Source organism: Streptomyces sp. JJ38, from assembly GCF_019303475.1.
Classification (GTDB): domain Bacteria; phylum Actinomycetota; class Actinomycetes; order Streptomycetales; family Streptomycetaceae; genus Streptomyces.
Map to the genome: position 1 here is coordinate 132,420 of NZ_JABLSI010000005.1, position 18,343 is coordinate 150,762.

The window sequence follows — 18,343 nt, forward strand, 5'->3', positions numbered from 1 at the left end:
CGCGGTGTGCCCGACACGCGTTCCCCCCTGGGCAGACGCCGGGCGGCCGGGCGCCTGCGGCGGCGTCGGGCGTCTGGGTGAGCGCCCCGCCGTGCGCCGCACGCGCCCCCTGTGCTCCCGGCGGGAATCCGGGGAGTTGTTGGGCTGGACGTCACAGCGCGTAACCGTCGGGGTTTCCCGGTCACGGACGGTGGATATGCGCCGGAATTGTTCGTGGCGATACCCGGTTCACCGGATGCGTATTCACGCTGGTTGCGATTCTTTTGAGTGATTGCCGCACGCCTTCCCGGCTGGTTAGTTTCATCGCGCACGGCAGGCGGGAACTCGCCTGCGCTCACATTCATGGGTATTGATAGGTGGTGTCCTGCGTGACGACTTCGGTCGATCCGATCGAGACGCGTTCCGGCAACAACGGCTCCGACGCGCGACTCAGTCTCGCCACGGCCGCGGCACGGCAGCTGGCGACGACAACGAAGACGCCGCCGCAGATGCAGGGCATCACCTCGCGGTGGCTGCTGCGCGTCCTGCCCTGGGTCCAGGTCTCCGGCGGCACCTTCCGGGTCAACCGCCGCCTGACACACACCCTCGGGGACGGGCGGGTGGAGTTCACCAGCACCGGAAGTGAGGTCCGCGTCATCCCCGAGGAGTTGCGGGAGCTGCCACCGCTGCGCGGCTTCTCCGACCCGGAGGTGCTGGCCCACCTCGCCGACCGCTGTGTCCAGCGCGACTTCGGCCCCGACGAGGTCATCGTGGAGGCGGGCACCCCCGTCGAGCACGCCGTGCTCATCGCCCATGGCAAGCTGCGCAAGCTCGGCGCGGGCCTCTATGACGAGGAGTCCGCCCTCGGCGTGCTGGCCGACGGCGGCCACGCCGGCTCCCGGGAGGTGGCCGCCGAGTCCCCGGGCGCCTGGGACGTCACCCTGCGGTCCGTCACCAGCGGCACGGTCCTCCTGCTGCCCAGGGACGCCCTGGCGCAGGCCGCCGAGCGCTCCTCCGGCCTGCGCGAACACCTCGCCGCCTTCCGCAGCGCCGTCCCCGGGCAGTGCAACGCCGAGGGAGAGCGGGCGATCGAGCTCGCCGCCGGCCACGCGGGGGAGCCGGATCTGCCGGGAACCTTCGTGGACTACGACGTCGCGCCGCGCGAGTACGAGCTGAGCGTGGCGCAGACGGTGCTGCGGGTCCACAGCCGCGTCGCCGACCTCTACAACGAGCCGATGAACCAGGTCGAGGAGCAGATCCGGCTGACCGTCGAGGCCCTGCGCGAGCGCCAGGAGCACGAGATGGTCAACAACCGGGACTTCGGCCTCCTGCACAACGCCGACCTCGGTCAGCGCGTGCACACCCGCACCGGCCCGCCCACTCCCGACGACATGGACGAACTCCTCGCCACCGTGTGGAAGGACCCGAGCGTCATCCTCGCGCACCCCAAGGCCATCGCCGCCTTCGGCCGGGAGTGCAGCCGCCGCGGGATCTACCCCTCGACTCTGGACGTCCAGGGGCACCAGGTCCCCGCCTGGCGCGGGGTGCCCGTCCTGCCCTGCAACAAGATCCCGGTGACGGCGCAGGGCAGCAGCTCCATCCTGGCCATGCGCACGGGGGAAAAGGCCCAGGGCGTCGTGGGGCTGCATCGCACCGGAATTCCCGACGAGATTCAGCCGAGTCTTTCCGCGCGATTCATGGGAATCAACGAGAAGGCCATTATCTCGTATCTCGTCAGCGCCTATTTCTCCGCCGCGGTACTTGTTCCGGATGCCTTGGGAATTCTCCAGGACGTGGAAGTGGGCAACTGACATGCCCCGGCTCGACACCCCCCACCGCCCGCGAACGAAGGCTGACGCGACATGACCACACCCCACACGACGCAACCCACCAGTCTCGCCACCGCCGCCGCCCGGCAGCTGGCGACGACGACGAAGACGCCCCCGCAGATGCAGGGCATCTCCTCGCGCTGGCTGCTGAAGATCCTGCCCTGGGTCCAGGTGTCCGCCGGCACCTTCAGGGTGAACCGGCGCCTGTGCCACACCCTCGGCAACGGTCGCGTGGAGTTCCTCGTCACCGGTACCGAGGCCCGGGTCGTCCCGGCGGAGCTGACCGAACTCCCCGCCCTACAGGGCTTCGAGGGCACCGACGAACTCTCCGCACTGGCCGACCGCTGCGTCCAGCGCGAGTACGGCCCGGGGGAACTCCTCGCCGAAGAGGGCCGGCCGGTCGATGAGGTGCTCCTCATCGTCCACGGCAAGATCGGCAAACGGGCGGCGGGCGCCTACGACGCCGAGACCGACCTCGGCCGTCTCGCCGACGGAGAGTGGGCGGGCGACGAGGCGCTGAGCGGGGAGCCCGGCACCTGGGGCCACACGCTGCACGCCCTCACCCACTGCACTGTGCTGGCGCTGCCCCTGGCCGAGGTCCGACGCGTCGCCGAGAACTCCGGAGCCCTGCGCGAGCACCTGGCCGGCCGCTCCCGGCCGGCGATCCCCCGGCAGAACAGGCGGGGTGAGGCCGACATCGCCCTGGCCTCGGGCCATGCGGGGGAGCCGGATCTGCCGGGAACCTTCGTGGACTACGAGATCGCGCCGCGCGAGTACGAGCTGAGCGTGGCGCAGACGGTGCTGCGGGTCCACAGCCGCGTCGCCGATCTGTTCAACGAGCCGATGAACCAGGTCGAGGAGCAACTGCGGCTCACGGTCGAGGCCCTGCGCGAGCGCCAGGAGCACGAGATCGTCAACAACCGCGAGTTCGGGCTGCTGCACAACGCCGATCCCCGTCAGCGCCTGCACACGCGCTCCGGGCCGCCCACGCCCGAGGATCTGGACGACCTGATCTCCCGGCGCCGCAAGACGCAGTTCCTCCTGGCCCACCCCCGCACCATCGCGGCGATCGGCCAGGAGTGCAGCGCGCGGGGGATCTACCCGGCGCAGACGGAGGTGGACGGCAGCACGGTGCGCGCCTGGCGCGGCATCCCACTGCTGCCCTGCAACAAGATCCCCATCAGCCCGGCCAACACCAGCTCGGTCCTGGCCCTGAGGGTCGGGCAGGACAACCAGGGCGTCGTCGGCCTGCACCAGGCGGGCATCCCCGACGAACTGGAACCCGGCCTCAACGCCCGGTTCATGGGCGTCGACGAGAAGGCGATCATCTCCTACCTGGTCAGCGCCTACTTCTCGGCCGCCGTCCTGGTCCCCGACGCCCTCGGCATCCTGGAGGACGTGCAGTTGTAGGCACCCGAACGTGTGGTGGTCCCGGCAGCACGGCCGGGGCCACCACACCCTCGCCGTTCAGGCTCCCGGCTCCGGCCAGCGCCACTCCGTCACCTCGGGCAGGTCCGTCCCGTGCTCCCGCACCCAGGCCCGGTGGCGGTTGCGGACGTCGGCCATCTCCTGCCGCACCCCGCAGGCCCGCCCGGCGAGCCCCGGCACCCGGTCGATCACCTCCATCACCAGGCGGTACCGGTCCAGCCCGTTGCGCACCACCATGTCGAACGGCGTGGTCGTCGCCCCGGACTCCCGGTACCCGTGGACATGGAAGCGATCGTGCGCGGCCCGCCCGTGGCTGATCCGGTGGATCAGCCACGGATACCCGTGGTAGGCGAAGACGACGGGGCGGGAGCCGGTGAAGACGGCCTGGAACTCCCGCTCGGTCATGCCGTGCGGATGCCGGTCCGCCGGGATCAGCCGCGTCAGGTCGACGACGTTGACCAGTCGCACGGCGAGCCCGGGCAGCCGGTCGCGCAGGAGGGACGCGGCGGCGAGCGCCTCCTCGGTCGGTACGTCCCCCGCGCAGGCCAGGACGACGTCCGGCTCCCGTGCGCCGTCCTCCGTGCCGGCCCACTCCCACACGCCCACGCCCCGGTCGCAGTGCGCCCGTGCCTCCGCCGGGTCCAGCCAGTCGAAGCACGGCTGCTTGCCCGCGACGACGACGTTCACGACGTCGGTGCTGGAGAGCACCTGCTCCGCGACGCACAGGAGGGTGTTCGCGTCCGGCGGGAGGTAGACGCGCACCACCTCGGGGCTCTTGGTCAACAGGTGGTCCACGAAGCCGGGGTCCTGGTGGGAGAACCCGTTGTGGTCCTGCCGCCAGACGTGCGAGGTGAGCAGATACGTGAGTCCGGACACCGGCATGCGCCAGGCGACCGCGCGCGCGTTCTGGAGCCACTTCGCGAACTGGGTCGCCATGTCGGCCACGATTCCGGCGAACGCCTCGTAGCTGGCCAGCACTCCGTGGCGCCCGGTGAGCAGATAGCCCTCCAGCCAGCCCTGGCACATGTGCTCCGACAGGACTTCCATGATCCGGCCGTGCGGTCCCAGATGCTCGTCGCCCGGGCGGCTCTCCGCCTGCCAGGCCCGCGGGGTGGCGGCGTAGACCGCCTCGAGCCGGTTGGAGTCCAGCTCGTCGGGTGAGAAGACCCTGACGTCGCGCCGGTCGGCGGAGGCGGCCAGGACGCGCCGCAGCAGTCCACCCAGCACCCGCGTCGGCTCGTGTCGGGTCGCGCCGTGTCCCTCGATCGGCACGGTGAACGCCGCGAGCTCGGGCAGGGGGAGCGAGCGCCGCAGTCGGCCTCCGTCGGCGTGCGGGTTCGCGCCCAGCCGCAGATCACCCGGCGGGACACAGGCGAGCACCTCGGGCCGGGGGCCGCCGTCCGGCGCGAAGAGCTCCAGGGGCCGGTAGGAGTGCAGCCACCTCTCGAGCCGGTGCCGGTGGTCCCGGTCCTCGCGGACCGAGGAGAGCGGGATCTGGTGGGCCCGCCAGGTGTCCTCGATCCGCACACCGTCCACGGTGGACGGCCCCGTCCACCCCTTGGGCGTGCGCAGGACGATCATCGGCCACCGCGGCCGCGCCGCGGTCTCCCCGCTGCGGGCCGCGCGCTGGGCGGCCTCGATCCGGTCCGCCGCCTGGTCCAGGGCGGCGGCCAGCTCCCGGTGCACGGCGAGCGGGTCGCTGTCGGGGCTCGCCGTCACGAAGAGCGGCTCGTGACCGTAGCCGCGCAGCAGCCCGGCGAGCTCCTCCTCCGGGATGCGGGCCAGCACCGTCGGTCCGGCGATCTTGTACCCGTTCAGATGCAGAATCGGCAGCACCGCCCCGTCGTGAACGGGGTCCAGGAACTTGTTCCCGTGCCACGCTGTGGCCAGCGGCCCGGTCTCGGCCTCGCCGTCCCCGATGACGCAGACCGCGAGCAGGTCCGGGTGGTCGAACGCGGCGCCGTAGGCGTGTGAGAGGCAGTGCCCGAGCTCGCCGCCCTCCTGGAGGGAGCCGGGTACCTCGGGCCCGGTATGACTGCCCAGGCCGCCCGGGCGGGAGAACCGGCGGAACAGCTCGGCCATGCCGCCCGCGTCCCGGGCGAGATCAGGGTCCCGCTCGCCGAGCGAGCCGTCCAGCCAGGCGCCGGCCAGCACGCCGGGTGCGCCGTGTCCGGGGCCCCAGACGCACAGCGTCGGACGCTCACGCCCGGTGATGAGGCGGTTGAGATGGGTGTAAACGAGGGTGAGCCCCGGACACGTGCCCCAGTGGCCCAGCAGCCGGGGCTTCACGTGCTCGGGGCGCAGCTCATCGTGGAGCAGAGGGTTGCCGGTCAGGTACAGCTGCCCGGCCGCCAGGAAGTTCGCCGCGCGCCAGTGTGCATCGAGCTGCTCGCAAGCACGTTCGGTGAGACGATGGGAGTTCGTCATAGGCCCCTCCGGCCAGGGTGCGCGTCTCGGCCTTCCCCGAGTGCGGGTTTCCGCGCTCGGGCCGCTCACACTCCGGCGTCCGCCGTATCTCGCAGCGTGTGCCGACCAGGGGACCGGCGGATCGCACCTGGCCGGTGACGCGAGGAGGAGCGGCGATGCGGACCATGACCGGACTGCTCGGTTCCCTGCCACGGGAGCTCAGCGAACGCCTCCGCGCCCTCGGCCGGCCGGTGTCCTTCCCGGCCGGTGTGCGGATCTTCGACGAGGGCACCAGGGCCGACCGGTTCTGGATCATCCACACCGGTTCGGTCACCCTCGACCAGCACATCCCGGGCCGCCGCCCCCAGCCCGTGGAGACGGTGGGCCACGGCGAGCTGCTCGGCTGGTCCTGGCTCTACCGCCCCTACACCTGGCACATGGGGGCCGAGACCGGCAGCCCCGTGCGTGCCCTGGAGTTCGACGCGGCCGAGGTCCGGCGCCTGTGCGACGAGGACCACGAACTGGGCTACGCGATGGCGCTGGCCGTCGGCGAGGTCATCTCGGAGCGCCTCCAGCGCTCCCGGAGCCGCCTCATCGAGACCTTCGCCCACGGCGGCCTCGGGTGACCTCCTGCGTCCGCCGGACCCGGCCGGACCCGCGGGCACCCGCCGCCCCTCGCCGTGTCCGGCGGGCCGGCGTAACGTGCCGACCGCGCACCGGGGCCCGGCCGCACGGCACCGTCCGGCCTGATCCGCCGGACCGGCGTCAGCCGAGGACCCGCAGTTCGTCTCCGCTGCGTACGCGGCCCGGGTTCTGGGGAATCAGGTTCTGCCCGAACGCCAGGAGGTCCCCGAAGCGGCGGTGGCTGGCCAGGGTGCGCAGCGGCTCCTTGCCGCGCTCTCCGGTCCGCTGGTCCGTCGTCGTGACCACGCACCGGCCGCACGGCTTGGCCACCCGGAAGTCGACCTCGCCGACGCGGATCCGCTTCCAGCCGTCCTCGGCCCACGGCGTGGTGCCGCGTATGACCAGGTTGGGACGGAAGCGGCTCATCGGCAGTGGCCCCTCGTCCGCGTGGTCCCCCTGGGCGATCAGCGAGTTCAGCGCGTCCAGCGAGGCGACGGTGGTGAGCAGCAGCGGATACCCGTCGGCGAAGCTGACCGTGTCCCCCGGGGCGCCGAACTCCGGGTCGACCGGGCGGTCCCGCTCCGGCTCACCCATCCACACCAGCCGCGCCGGCTCCCCCAGACAGCGCGACAGCCAGGCGTCCGCCGCAGGCGCTGCCGAACGGGCCCTGACCTCCGAGCCGAAGACCCGTACCCGGGTCACCGCCCCGGCCGGCCCCGGCGCGTCCACCGCGAGCTCCGGCATGCCGGGGGCGGCCAGCACCACGCCGCCGTCCGCCCGCAGACGCGCCGTGGCGAGGGCCAGGCTCGGGGCGTCCCGCTGGGTGAGCTGGCGTCCCCCGCGGCCGACCGCCATCCAGCGGCGGTCGCCCGCCAGCCCCCACGGTTCGACGACGGCCTCGTCCAGGGCCGTGCCGGCGAACGACTTCACCGGGTAGACGTGCAGCGCTGCGAGTGTCGGCGTCGGCATGCCCGTCATCCTGCCATCCGCCCCGGACGACCGGACGCGTCAGGTAGGGGCGGCGGCCTCAGTAGCCGGAACTGGGGTGCTGCCGCCCGTACGGGTCGCTGTACAGGCCCGGCGTCGGCATCTGCCGGGGCGCGGCGGGCCGGGGCGCGACCGGCCGCATCTGCGGCTGCTGCGCGTACGGCTGGGCCGGAGCCGGGCCGGGTGCGGCATGCCCCTGTTGCGGCCCGGGGTAGCCGTACCCCCGCTCCCCGGTGTTCTGCTGCGGCACGTACGGCGCGGGTGCCTGCTGGACGGGGGCGGGCTGCGGGGCGGGCTGCTGCGGGTAGCCGTAGCCGCGGGGCGGGACGGTCTGCGGGCCGGGTCCTGCCGTGAGCGCGGGCCGCGCCGCGGGCAGGGCGGGGAGGTTGCCGCCGGTGTCGTAGGCGGCCGGCACCCTGATGGGGGCTATCTGCGGGGTGCCCCGCTCGGCCACGAGGCTGTCGTAGATCGGGGTGTCAGCAAAGGCGGGCGCACCGTAGTAGCCACCGCCGTAGGCGCTGCCGGGGGAGGTCATGCTCCATAAGTTAAGCCGAAGATGTGCCCTGTGAGGAGCCTGGTAAGGGGGACTTTTCGAGCGCCGCCCGTGACGGGCCCTGCTACATGCGAGCGAAACCCAACAAACCGGTCACCTTGCCTCGTTGAGATGTTGTGAAGCGGGCCTTCCGGGCAGGTGAAACGCCGGGCGTGGCGCACCGGAGGAGCCGCGGGCGGGGGCCGCCGTCCGGTCTCCGGCGCTCGCGCCGTCGCACCGGGCGCCTCGGGAGCCGCGAATTCCACGTACGCTTCTCCGCGTGAAGATCGCGCTTGTTGACTCGGGGATCGGGCTGCTGCCGGCCGCCGCGGCGGTGCGCCGTGCCCGCCCGGACGCCGACCTCGTCCTGTCCAGCGACCCGGGCGGCATGCCCTGGGGTCCGCGCAGCACCCGCGACATCGCCGACCGCGCCCTGGCCTGCGCACGGGCCGCCGCGGCACTCGGCCCCGACGCGCTGATCGTCGCCTGCAACACGGCCTCCGTGCACGCCCTGCCCGCCCTGCGGGCCGAGCTGGAGCCGGCGCTGCCGGTCATCGGCACGGTGCCCGCCGTCAAGCCGGCTGCGACCGGCGGTGGCCCCGTCGCGGTCTGGGCCACCCCCGCCACCACCGGCAGCCCCTACCAGCAACGGCTCATCGCGGACTTCGCCGACGGCGTCGACGTCACCGAGGTCCCCTGCCACGGTCTGGCCGACGCGGTGGAGCGCGCCGACGAGGCCGCCATCGACGCCGCCGTGCGGGCCGCCGCGGCCCTGACCCCGCCCGGGGTGCGGTCGCTCGTGCTCGGATGCACGCACTACGAACTGGTGGGTGCCCGCATCCGGCAGGCCGTCCTCAGCGCCGGCGGCCGCGAACCCGTGCTCTTCGGCTCGGCGGACGCCGTCGCGGCACAGGCCCTCCGCCGCGTCCGTGACGCCGGTCCCGCCGCCGCGCTCGCCGCGGGTGCCGCGCCCTCGCTCGTCGTCCTGCACGGAGGGGAACGCGCGGAGCTGACCGAGGCGGCGCTCGGGTACCTGGAAGGGCGCGGCCTGGCGGCGGTCAGCCCCGCCTGACCGGGACGACGGCGGACCGCACCGTACGCTCACCGCATGGCCACTCCCGAATTCATCCGTGAGCTGCGCGCCGCCGTCGGACAGCGGCCGCTCTTCCTCGCCGCCGTGACCGCGATCGTCCAGGACGACGCGGGGCGCGTCCTGCTCGGCCGCCGCACCGACACCGGCCGCTGGGCGGTCATCGGCGGTATCTGCGAACCCGGGGAGCAGCCCGCCGAGACCGCCGTGCGCGAGGTCCACGAGGAGACGGGCGTGGACTGCGTCGTCGAACGGATCGTCCTCGTCGAGACGAGGGAGCCGGTACGGTACCCGAACGGCGACGTCTGCCAGTTCCTCGACATCACCGTGCGCTGCCGCGCGGTGGGCGGCCGGGCGAGGGTGAACGACGACGAGTCCCTGGAGGTCGGCTGGTTCGACCTCGACGCCCTCCCGCCCCTGGAGGAGTTCGGGCGCTTCCGGATCAAGCAGGCCGCGAACGACGGCCCGGCCTGGTTCGTCCCGGCCGGCCCACTCCCGGAGTCTCCTGTGGACGTACCCGGCTAGAGCTTGCGGTAGGTGTAGGCCTCCTCCGCCGCGGCCACCACGGCGGCCGGGTCGGCACCCGCCGAGGCCGCGACGACGGCGGCCACCGCCCCCTCGACGAACGGCGCGTCCGCCAGCCGGGCGCCGGTGGGCAACTCCTCCTCCGCCAGCAGCGTCCGCACGGTCAGCACGGCGCTGCCCAGATCCGCCAGCAGGACCACCCCGGCGCCACGATCCGCCCGGGCGGCGCAGGCGGTGATGAGCTCGGCGCTCGTGCCCAGCCCGCCGTCCGGGGTACCCCCGGCCGCCACGACCGAGGTGGTGGCCCCGCCCGCCGCGAGCCGGGTCGCGAGCCGGGCGACGGACTCCGCCACCTCGCGACTGTGCGAGACGAGCACGACCCCCACCAGCGGCTGGTCAGTCATCCCGGACCTCCCCGGCGTCCGGCGCCGGCCCGCCGCCCTGTCGCCCCGTGCGGGCCAGGGCGGCCAGCAGCAGGGCGGAGGAGGCCGCCCCCGGGTCCTGGTGCCCGACACTACGTTCGCCGAGATAGCTCGCCCGGCCCTTGCGCGCCCGCATCGGCACCGTCGCCTGAGCACCGCGTTCAGCGGCGGCGGAGGCGGCGTCCAGCCCCTCGCCGAGCGCCTCCACGGCCGGGACGAGGGCGTCCAGCATCGTCTTGTCCCCGGGGACCGCGCCGCCCAGCCGGGAGACGGCGTCCACTCCCGCCCGCAGCGCCGAGGCGAGCTCGGCGCGTCCCACCTCGGGAGCCTCCCCCAGGGCCTTGCCCGTGCGCCGGAGCAGCGTCCCGTACAGCGGCCCGGAGGCGCCGCCCACCGTCGAGACCAGGGTGCGTCCGGCGAGCGCCAGCACGGCCCCCGGGCTGGCGGGCCGCTGCTCCCCGACCGCCGTGACCACGGCGGTGAACCCGCGCCGCATGTTGGTTCCGTGGTCGGCGTCCCCGATCGCCGAGTCCAGCTCGGTCAGCCGGTCGGCCTCCTCGTCCACGGCCGAGGCCACCTCCGTCAGCCAGCCGCGGAAGAACGCGGCGTCCATCGGCACGTGCCTCGCCTCCTGATCGCCCATGTGGCCGTCACCTGCCCCAGCGCAGAGCCGGGGTGGACACCGGGGCGTCCCACAACCGCAGCATCTCCTCGTCCACCTGGCACAGCGTCACCGAGCAGCCGGCCATGTCGAGCGAGGTCACATAGTTCCCGACGAGGGTGCGCGGAACGGCGACGCCGCGTTCGCCCAGGGCACGTCGCACCTCGGCGTTGAAGCCGTACAGCTCCAGCAGCGGGGTGCCGCCCATGCCGTTGACCAGGACCAGCACCGGGCCGTGGGGCCGGTCGTCGGCCAGCAGGGCGTCCACGGTCGCGTCGGCGATCTCCCCGGAGGTCATCATCGGCCGCCGCTCCCGGCCCGGCTCCCCGTGGATGCCGATGCCCAACTCCAGCTCGCCCTCCGGAAGGTCGAAGGTGGGCCGGCCCTTGGCCGGGGTCGTACACGCGGTCAGGGCGACACCGAAGCTCCGGCAGGACGCCGCCACCCGGCGGGCGATGCGCTCCACCCGCTCCAGCGGCGCGCCCGCCTCCGCGGCGGCGCCGGCCAGCTTCTCCACGAAGAGCGTGCCGCCCGTCCCGCGACGTCCCGCGGTGAACGTGCTGTCGGTGACCGCCACGTCGTCCTCCACCAGTACGCTGGCGACCTGGACGCCCTCGTCCTGCGCGAGCTCGGCGGCCATCTCGAAGTTGAGCACGTCCCCGGTGTAGTTCTTGACGACGAACAGCACGCCGCGGCCGCTGTCCACCGCCGCCGCCGCCCGGGCCATCTGGTCGGGTACCGGTGACGTGAAGACCTCACCGGGGCACGCGGCGTCCAGCATCCCGGGGCCGACGAAGCCAGCGTGCAGCGGTTCGTGGCCGCTGCCGCCGCCGGAGACGAGCGCCACCTTGTCCAGGACGGGGGCGTCGCCCCGCAGGACGACCCGCTGCTCCACGTCCACCGTCAGCTCCGGATGGGCGGCAGCCATGCCGCGCAGCGCGTCCGCCACCACCCGTTCGGGCACATTGATCAGTTGCTTCACCGCGAGGCTCCCGTCCAGTCCCTGGCGTCCCGGTCACGGGCCACTCTTCCACCCGGGCGGCCGCCTCACCACAGCACCACGCAGCCCCGCCGCACGAGTTCGCCGATCACCCGGGAGCCCTCCCCACCTTCCGCCAGCGGATTCCAGCGCAGGTCGAGCTTCTCCAGCCGCGTCAGCTCCGCGAGCCACTCCGGCAGCTCCCGCACCCGGTTCCCGCGCAGGTCCAGACGGGCCAGCCGCGGCAGACCCCGCAGGGCGTCGGGTACCGCCTCCAGCCGGTTGTTCCGCAGGTCGAGCAGGCGCAGCTCCGCCAGGCGGCCGACGGGTCCGGGCAGCGTGCCGAGGGCGTTGTCGCCGAGCCACAGCTCCCGCAGCCGCCCCAGCGCGCCGACGGACGGGGGCAGCGCCGTCAGCGCGCAGTCACGGGCCCGCAGTTCGACCAGCCCCGCCATGGCGCCCAGCCCGTCCGGCAGCCGGGTCAGGGGGTTCTCGCCGACGTTGAGGTACGCGAGCGAGGCCAGCCGCGTCAGCGTGTCCGGCAGCGAACTCAGCCGGTTGTCGTGCAGATAGAGGAAGCGGTCGAGGGCGGGCAGCGCGCCGATGTCCGCGGGCAGCTCCGTGAGGGCGTTGTGCCCCAGGTCGAGGGTGTGCAGCCGGCGCAGCGCGGCGATTCCGGGGGGCAGCCGGGTGAGGCTGTTGCCGGCCAGGATGAGGGACTCGAGGCCGGTCCGCGCCCACAGGTCCTCCGGCACGCGGCCCAGACGTGCGTTCCACAGGTTGAGTGTGTGTGTCATTAGGGTGGCAGCGTGTCAGGCGAACGTGATCTGTCGAAACTGCTCAGCGGCATGCGGCCGGAGCTGAATCCGGGCTCCTACGTGTTCACCACCCTCACCGGCCCGGTGCCCGACGGGGTGCGGCCGGTGGCCTCCGTCACCGAGCCCGAGGGCCTCACTCTCGTGCTGCCCCGCCAGGAGGCCGACGCCGCCGGGCTCCACTACGACTACGTGGCCGGGTGGATCACGCTGCGGGTGCATTCGTCCCTGTCCGCCGTCGGTCTGACGGCCGCCGTCTCGGCGGCCCTCACCGAGGCGGGGATCAGCTGCAACGTGATCGCCGGATACCACCACGACCACCTCTTCGTGCACCACGAGCTGGCTTCCGTCGCCGTCGCCGTGCTGGAGGACCTGGCGGCCCGTCCGCGCTAGTCGGCCGCGTACCATTGGGCGCATGTCGTTCCTCCGCCGCCGCAGTCCCTCCTCGCCCGCCGGTCCGGACTTCGACGTTCTCGCGATGGATCCCGAGGACTGGCCGGGCAACCTCGGGGCCGGGCTGCTGCCCGCCGCCGACGGAAGCTGCCAGGGCGTGTTCCTGCGCTACGACCTGTTCGGCGGCCGCGGCCCCGCCATGATCATCGGCAACCTCCCGGAGGGGTCGCCCGCCCGGGAGACGGCGGACGACGAGGTCCCCTTCGAGGTGGCGCAGCTTCTGGCAGCCCTGGAGATGGACGACCCGGTCACCGTCACCGGCACCGAGGACTGCCCCGTCATGCACGAGGGGAACCTGCTCATCGTGCGTCGCGTGACCTGCAGCGAGCGCCGGATCGCCTGTGTGCAGTTCGACCGCAGCGACGGCGTGCTCGTGACGATCGCCAGCTGGGACCGCCCGATCACGGACGACCTCTACCAGCTGCTCAAACCGCTCCCGGCGGAGCTGTTCCAGCAGAAGTAGCGCCGTCTGCGGCCGCCCGCCGCGGCTCCCGCGCTCCCGAGCTCCCGCCTCCCCGTGCTTCCTCGGCCCGCACGTCCGCGGCCCTGACGAAGGCCACCCGGTGGCCGAGCTGGATCTGCCAGTACGCCTCGCCCCGGACCACGACGTGCTGCGCGGGGTCGAACGTCGTCGCGTGGTAGTACTCACTCGGTGTCCTCGGGCCCGCCGCGTACCGCTGCCCCGCCCGCAGCCGGTAGGGCAGGGGCGCGAGCTCGCGCACCTCGACGCCCTCGGGGTAGGCGGAGGCCTCCGGGTAGGCGCGCCCGTACACCGGAACGGAGTCCCGGCCCGGCGCCGGGGTCACCGTGCGGCCCGCGGCGGGAACCGCGGTCGGCCGTTCCGCGGGATTGTGGAACCACGCCTTCTCGCCCAGGTACCAGATCGCCGTCCAGGCGCCGCGGCGCTCGGCCACGGCGTAGGTCTGGCCGGTCGAGGCGCGGGCGCCGATGTCGTTCACCCCGGTCGTCGCGTGGCCGCCGCCCAGGTGCAGACCGACGTCGCGTACGAGCGGGGCCCCCGGGTCGGGTGCCGTGCGCAGCCGCACCGCCCCCGAGCCGTGGGCGGGACAGGCCGTGCCCGTCCCGTCACAGCGCGTGTAGACGGGCCGGTGCGTGTCGTAGTCCGGGGCGATGGTCACCAGGCCGGCGTCCGGCGTGCCGGAGGCCGTGAACGGCGCGCCGAGCAGGTCGAAGTAGTGGGCCCAGTCCCAGTAGGGGCCGGGGTCGGTGTGCATACCCCGGATGGCGGCGGCCGTGACGCCGGGCACGTTGTCGTGACCGAGGATGTGGTGCCGGTCGAGCGGGATGCCGTACCGCCCGGCCAGATGGCGGACCAGCCGGGCCGACGCGCGGTACATCGCCTCCGTGTACCAGGCGTCGGGGTCGGTCAGGAAGCCCTCGTGCTCCAGCCCGACCGAGGTGGTGTTCAGGTACCAGTTGCCCGCGTGCCAGGCCACGTCCTCGGTCGCCACGTGCTGGGCGACGTGCCCGTCGGCGGCGCGCAGGGTGTAGTGCCACGAGACGTACGCCGGATCCTGGACGAGGGAGACCGCGCCCTCGTAGGAGCCCTCGACGTCGTGGATGACGATGTGCCTGATCCGCTGGCCGCGCGGCCGGTCGGCCTGATCGTGGTTGCCGTAGTCCGGCGTCCCGTCGGGGCCGGTGAACTCCTCGTACGGGGCGGGCACCCAGGAGCACGCGAGAGAGGCCGGGCAGTCGACCCGTGCGGTGTCGCCGGCCCCGCTCCCGGCCGCCTCCCGCTGCCTCGGGTCGGGCCGCAGTCCCGGGCTCGCCGGGAGCGTGACCCGCTGCCCCGCGTCGGTGGTGCGGGTCGCGCCCTCACGCAGCAGGGCGAAGACCTGCTCGGCGAAGGCCGCTCCGGCCCCGGGCTCCGGGGCGCCGGTGGAGCGGGCCACGGCGCCGAACCAGCGCTCCGGCGGCGCGTCCAGCGGCCTGCCCAGCTCCCGTTGGGCCGCGGCGAGCAGCGCGGCCCCGCCGTGCACGTTGGCCGCGGGGCTGGTGCGCAGCCTCGCGGCCGGGACGCCGGTCAGACGGGCGGCGCGCTCCAGGGTGCGCAGCCGGGCGGAGAGGCGACGTGGAACGGGTGTGGCGTGGGCCGCGGTGCGTGGAGGACGGGTGTCGTCCCCCCGGGCGTCCTCCCGCCCGGCGGCCGTGCCCTGTCGCGGGGCGGAGCGTGCCAGCGCGGTGCGCAGGTCGGTCAGGTGCATCGGCCCGTAGCCGCCCGAGACGCTGGGCCTCCCGGCGTGTTGGTCCCAGCGCGACTGCAGGTACGACACGCCGAGGAGCACGTTCTTTGGTACGCCGTGGCGCTCGGCGGCCTCCGCGAACGCCGTCTGCAGGGCGTTGGCGCCGTCCCCGTCGGGTGCCCGGGCGGCCACCAGCGGAATGAGCAGGGCCGTGGCGACGCAGCCGACGAGGGCGCGGCGCAGACGGTGCGGGCCCGGGACGCCGCGGCGGCCGGCCGGGGGAGCGGAACGGGACACGTCGGCCTCCTGACGCGGGCCGGGGGTCGGGGTGCCCGCGCCTCACAGGTAGCCTCCGGCCGACGGGCCGTCAAACACCCGCGATGCCGCGCCGCGCACGCGGGCGGCCCGCTGCGGATCGTTTCCGCAACGGGCCGCGGGTACCACGGGCGCCTGGGTCAGCGGGTGCCCACCGCGGCCCGCACCGCCCCCCGGGTGACGGTCATGTCGTCGTGCAGACGGCGCAGCAGCAGCCGTTGTTCCTCGCCCGCCGACAGCGCACCCCCGCGTTCGGCCGCCGGGCCGGGCGCCGGGACGGGCCCGCGCATCGTCCGCTGGACCGCGGTCTCGCAGGTGCGGATCTCCCGGGTCAGCACGAGCATGAGATTCACCAGGAAGGCGTCCTGGGCGGCGGGCCCGGCCGCCTGCGCGGCGAGGCTGACCTGACGCCGCGCCATGGGCGCCTCGCCGAGGACGGACCACAGGACGGCCAGGTCGTAGCCGGCCAGGTACCAGCCCGCGTGTTCCCAGTCGACCAGCACGGGGCCGCTCGGCGCCAGCAGGGTGTTGGCCGGCAGGGCGTCTCCGTGGCAGAACTGCCACGCGGCCTGCGGGCGTCCGGATCCGTGCAGGACGCCGTGGAGCAGTTTGTGCACGTCACCGATGTCCCGGTCGGTGAGGAACCCCAGCTCGTGGTAGCGGGCCAGCCGGGCCCCGTAGTCCAGTGGCCGCTCGAAGAGCCCCGCGGGCGGCTGCCAGGCGTTCACCTTCCCGATCGCCCCGAGCACGGCGCGTACGTCGCTGCCCGGAACCGGGTCGGCGGGGTGCCGCTGGAGCGCGGCCGGACGGCCGGGCATCCGCTCGATGACGAGCGTGCAGCTCTCCGGGTCCGCCGCGATCAGCCGCGGTACCCGGACCGGCGGCCGGTGCCGGACGAACGCCCGGTACGCCGCTATTTCCTGCCGGTACCGCTCCGCCCACGCGGGGGAGTGGTCGAGCAGGCACTTGGCCACCGCCGGGGTGCGCCCGATGTCGCCCACCAGCAGGACCGAGCGGCCGCTGCGCCGCAGCACCTGCACGGGCCGGAACTCCGGGCAGACGCGGTGGACGAGGGCGAGGGCGGAGCGCAGACGTGCGCCCTGGGCACCGGACAGATCGAGCCTCCCGCTGATCGGCTGCCGGACGCCCGGCGCAGCGCCTCCGCGGGCCCGGCGCGAGCGCTCCGGGGTGGCGGCGGTGCCCGTGAAGTACGGCGTCGGTCCGGTCCGGGGCGGGGCGGTCACGGGGGACGTTGCGTGATACATGCGCGAGCCAGATCCCTTCGTGCGCCGACAAGATCGTGCGCTGTCCCGGACCGGCCCCCCTCCGGCGGTTCCGCACCCTGGGGAATGCCGGCCGACCGATCCGGACGGTGACAGGGCCGGGGCAGCGCTCTCCTACACCACACCCCCGCACGGGTGGCAGACCACGTGGCGAACCCTGGCGAACCCTGGCGAATGCTCGCAGCCCCCGGTTCCGGGCCGTTACTGTCAACTCAGCCGAGAACCTGGGGGCTTGACGTGAGCAAGGGACCGAACACCCGACTCGCGGAGCTGTTCGAGCTGACCGGATGGTCCAAGGGCGAGCTCGCCCGGACGGTCAACCGGCACGCCGCGGCCATGGGGCATCTCCAACTGGCCACGGACACTTCGCGGGTGCGGCGCTGGATCGACCTGGGGGAGACACCCCGAGATCCCGTGCCCAGGGTGCTGGCCTCCCTGTTCACCGAGCGACTCGGTCGTGTCGTGACCATCGAGGACCTCGGGTTCGGCAGATCAGGCCCCACGGCCCGCAGGCAGCCCGTCGACGGACTGCCCTGGGCCCCTGACCAGACCGCCGCGGTCCTCACCGAATTCACGGGAATGGACCTCATGCTCAACCGACGCGGCTTGGTGGGCGCGGGTGCCGCGCTCGCCGCAGGCTCAGCACTCCACACCTCCCTGAACGACTGGCTGCGGACGGCCCCGGCCCCGCGGACCGCCGTCCGTCCGGCCACCGCCTCACCCGCCGTCTTCGACCACGACGAGCTCCCACCGGTCGGCTCCCAGGAGATCGAGGCCCTGGAGAAATCGGTGGAGGTCTTCCGCGCCTGGGACGCCTCCCGCGGCGGTGGGCTGCAGCGCAAGGCCGTCGTCGGGCAGCTCAACGAGGTCGGGGGGATGCTCGCCGTCCAGCATCCCCCGCACCTGCAACGGCGGTTGTGGGGCGTGGCGGCCAACCTCGCCGTGCTCGCCGGGTGGATGTCGCACGACGTCGGCCTCGAACCCACCGCCCAGAAGTACTTCGTCCTGGCCGCCCATGCCGCCCGGGAGGGTGGCGACCGGCCGCGCGCGGGTGAGGCTCTCTCCCGGGCCGCCCGTCAGATGGTCCATCTCGGGCGCCCGGGTGACGCGCTCGACCTGATGAGGCTCGCCCGCTCCGGCGCGGGCGAGGGCGTGCTGCCGCGTACTCAGGCCATGCTGCACACCGTCGAGGCGTGGGCGCAGGCGTCCATGGGCCAGGGGCAGGCGATGCGGCGCACGCTCGGCGAGGCCGAGGAGCTGTTCGCCTCCGACCGCGGCGACGTGCCGCCGCCCCACTGGATGCAGAGCTTCGACGAGGCGGATCTGCACGGGATGCAGGCGCTCGCCTTCCGTACTCTGGCCGAGCACGACCCCTCCGCCGCCACGACCGCCGAGCACCATGCCAAGCGCGCTCTGGAACTGCGCGGAAAGGGCTACCAGAGGTCGCAGATCTTCGACTACATCTCCCTGGCCTCCGCGTGCTTCATCGCGGACGACCCGGAACAGGCCGACCGCTACGCCCGGCTGGCGCTGGTCTCCATCCGGGAGAACTCCTCCCACCGCACGTGGGACCGGCTGCGTGAGATGTACCGGCTGACCGCGCAGTACGCCGGCTTCCCGAAGATCGAGAGCCTGCGTGAGGAGATCGAGCACGTGCTGCCGAAGGCCCCGGCCAAGCCACCGGCCGGGGCTGTCAAGAGCCCGGGAAGCCTGAAGGTGTAGGGGCGGCGGCGCTGGGAACGGCCGGGGTGACGCCAGGTCACCGCGGCCCGCTGCGCACAGCGTTGCCCCCGCTGCGCCAACGTCCG

Annotated in this window: 17 protein-coding genes; 8 read left to right on the forward strand and 9 right to left on the reverse strand. The window is 73.8% G+C overall.

Features of this window, described 5'->3' with window-relative positions; genetic code table 11:
* Nucleotides 1-368 precede the first annotated feature (368 nt).
* A complete protein-coding gene (locus HPT28_RS04190) occupies nucleotides 369-1,790 on the forward strand; it encodes a family 2B encapsulin nanocompartment shell protein (RefSeq protein WP_374226914.1) in 1,422 nt (473 codons plus the stop codon).
* 51 nt (nucleotides 1,791-1,841) lie between these two features.
* A complete protein-coding gene (locus tag HPT28_RS04195; protein WP_219089319.1) occupies nucleotides 1,842-3,218 on the forward strand; it encodes a family 2B encapsulin nanocompartment shell protein in 1,377 nt (458 codons plus the stop codon).
* 57 nt (nucleotides 3,219-3,275) lie between these two features.
* Here the strand turns inward: HPT28_RS04195 and HPT28_RS04200 are convergent, their stop codons facing one another.
* On the reverse strand, nucleotides 3,276-5,663 hold the full coding sequence (locus HPT28_RS04200; protein WP_219089321.1) for a phosphoketolase: 2,388 nt from the start codon (nucleotides 5,661-5,663) through the stop codon (nucleotides 3,276-3,278).
* Between the two features lie 164 nt (nucleotides 5,664-5,827).
* On the opposite strand from HPT28_RS04200, the gene HPT28_RS04205 reads away from it, so the two are divergent.
* Complete coding sequence (locus HPT28_RS04205) at nucleotides 5,828-6,268, forward strand: Crp/Fnr family transcriptional regulator (RefSeq protein WP_219089378.1); 441 nt, start codon at nucleotides 5,828-5,830, stop codon at nucleotides 6,266-6,268.
* A gap of 139 nt (nucleotides 6,269-6,407) precedes the next feature.
* Here HPT28_RS04205 and HPT28_RS04210 read toward each other — a convergent pair whose 3' ends face one another.
* Together HPT28_RS04210 and HPT28_RS04215 are read right to left on the reverse strand one after the other, a co-directional pair.
* A complete protein-coding gene (locus HPT28_RS04210; protein WP_219089323.1) occupies nucleotides 6,408-7,235 on the reverse strand; it encodes an MOSC domain-containing protein in 828 nt (275 codons plus the stop codon).
* A 58-nt stretch (nucleotides 7,236-7,293) separates the two neighbouring features.
* Nucleotides 7,294-7,788 (reverse strand): DUF6643 family protein, encoded by a 495-nt coding sequence (locus tag HPT28_RS04215; RefSeq protein WP_219089324.1) that lies wholly within the window; start codon nucleotides 7,786-7,788, stop codon nucleotides 7,294-7,296.
* Nucleotides 7,789-8,065: 277 nt separating this feature from the next.
* Between HPT28_RS04215 and HPT28_RS04220 the strand changes: the two genes are divergently transcribed.
* Both HPT28_RS04220 and HPT28_RS04225 read left to right on the forward strand, forming a co-directional pair.
* A complete protein-coding gene (locus HPT28_RS04220) occupies nucleotides 8,066-8,857 on the forward strand; it encodes a glutamate racemase (RefSeq protein ID WP_219089326.1) in 792 nt (263 codons plus the stop codon).
* Between the two features lie 36 nt (nucleotides 8,858-8,893).
* Nucleotides 8,894-9,400, forward strand: a complete 507-nt coding sequence (locus tag HPT28_RS04225; protein ID WP_219089328.1) for an NUDIX domain-containing protein — start codon at nucleotides 8,894-8,896, stop codon at nucleotides 9,398-9,400.
* Here the strand turns inward: HPT28_RS04225 and HPT28_RS04230 are convergent.
* The 4 genes from HPT28_RS04230 to HPT28_RS04245 form a co-directional block, all read right to left on the reverse strand.
* A complete protein-coding gene (locus tag HPT28_RS04230) occupies nucleotides 9,397-9,804 on the reverse strand; it encodes a PTS-dependent dihydroxyacetone kinase phosphotransferase subunit DhaM (RefSeq protein WP_219089330.1) in 408 nt (135 codons plus the stop codon). The genes HPT28_RS04225 and HPT28_RS04230 overlap by 4 nt on opposite strands.
* On the reverse strand, nucleotides 9,797-10,465 hold the full coding sequence (gene dhaL / locus HPT28_RS04235) for a dihydroxyacetone kinase subunit DhaL (RefSeq protein WP_257578005.1): 669 nt from the start codon (nucleotides 10,463-10,465) through the stop codon (nucleotides 9,797-9,799). The genes HPT28_RS04230 and dhaL overlap by 8 nt, the downstream gene beginning before the upstream one ends.
* A gap of 7 nt (nucleotides 10,466-10,472) precedes the next feature.
* A complete protein-coding gene (gene dhaK, locus HPT28_RS04240) occupies nucleotides 10,473-11,465 on the reverse strand; it encodes a dihydroxyacetone kinase subunit DhaK (protein ID WP_219089331.1) in 993 nt (330 codons plus the stop codon).
* Between the two features lie 65 nt (nucleotides 11,466-11,530).
* Nucleotides 11,531-12,259 carry a leucine-rich repeat domain-containing protein gene (locus tag HPT28_RS04245; RefSeq protein ID WP_219089333.1) on the reverse strand — a complete coding sequence of 243 codons (729 nt, stop codon included), beginning with the start codon at nucleotides 12,257-12,259 and terminating at the stop codon, nucleotides 11,531-11,533.
* Between the two features lie 12 nt (nucleotides 12,260-12,271).
* Between HPT28_RS04245 and HPT28_RS04250 the strand changes: the two genes are divergently transcribed.
* Both HPT28_RS04250 and HPT28_RS04255 read left to right on the forward strand, forming a co-directional pair.
* Nucleotides 12,272-12,670, forward strand: a complete 399-nt coding sequence (locus tag HPT28_RS04250) for an ACT domain-containing protein (protein WP_219089335.1) — start codon at nucleotides 12,272-12,274, stop codon at nucleotides 12,668-12,670.
* A gap of 22 nt (nucleotides 12,671-12,692) precedes the next feature.
* Entirely contained in the window at nucleotides 12,693-13,193 is a 501-nt protein-coding gene (locus HPT28_RS04255; RefSeq protein ID WP_219089337.1) for a hypothetical protein, read from the forward strand.
* On the opposite strand, the gene HPT28_RS04260 is transcribed toward HPT28_RS04255, so the two are convergent.
* Nucleotides 13,156-15,234 carry a peptidoglycan recognition family protein gene (locus HPT28_RS04260; protein WP_219089338.1) on the reverse strand — a complete coding sequence of 693 codons (2,079 nt, stop codon included), beginning with the start codon at nucleotides 15,232-15,234 and terminating at the stop codon, nucleotides 13,156-13,158. The genes HPT28_RS04255 and HPT28_RS04260 overlap by 38 nt on opposite strands.
* A gap of 158 nt (nucleotides 15,235-15,392) precedes the next feature.
* Nucleotides 15,393-16,517 carry an aminoglycoside phosphotransferase family protein gene (locus HPT28_RS04265; protein ID WP_219089341.1) on the reverse strand — a complete coding sequence of 375 codons (1,125 nt, stop codon included), beginning with the start codon at nucleotides 16,515-16,517 and terminating at the stop codon, nucleotides 15,393-15,395.
* Between the two features lie 255 nt (nucleotides 16,518-16,772).
* On the opposite strand from HPT28_RS04265, the gene HPT28_RS04270 reads away from it, so the two are divergent.
* Nucleotides 16,773-18,257, forward strand: coding sequence for a hypothetical protein (locus tag HPT28_RS04270; RefSeq protein WP_219089343.1), 1,485 nt, complete (start codon nucleotides 16,773-16,775; stop codon nucleotides 18,255-18,257).
* Nucleotides 18,258-18,343: the final 86 nt, after the last annotated feature.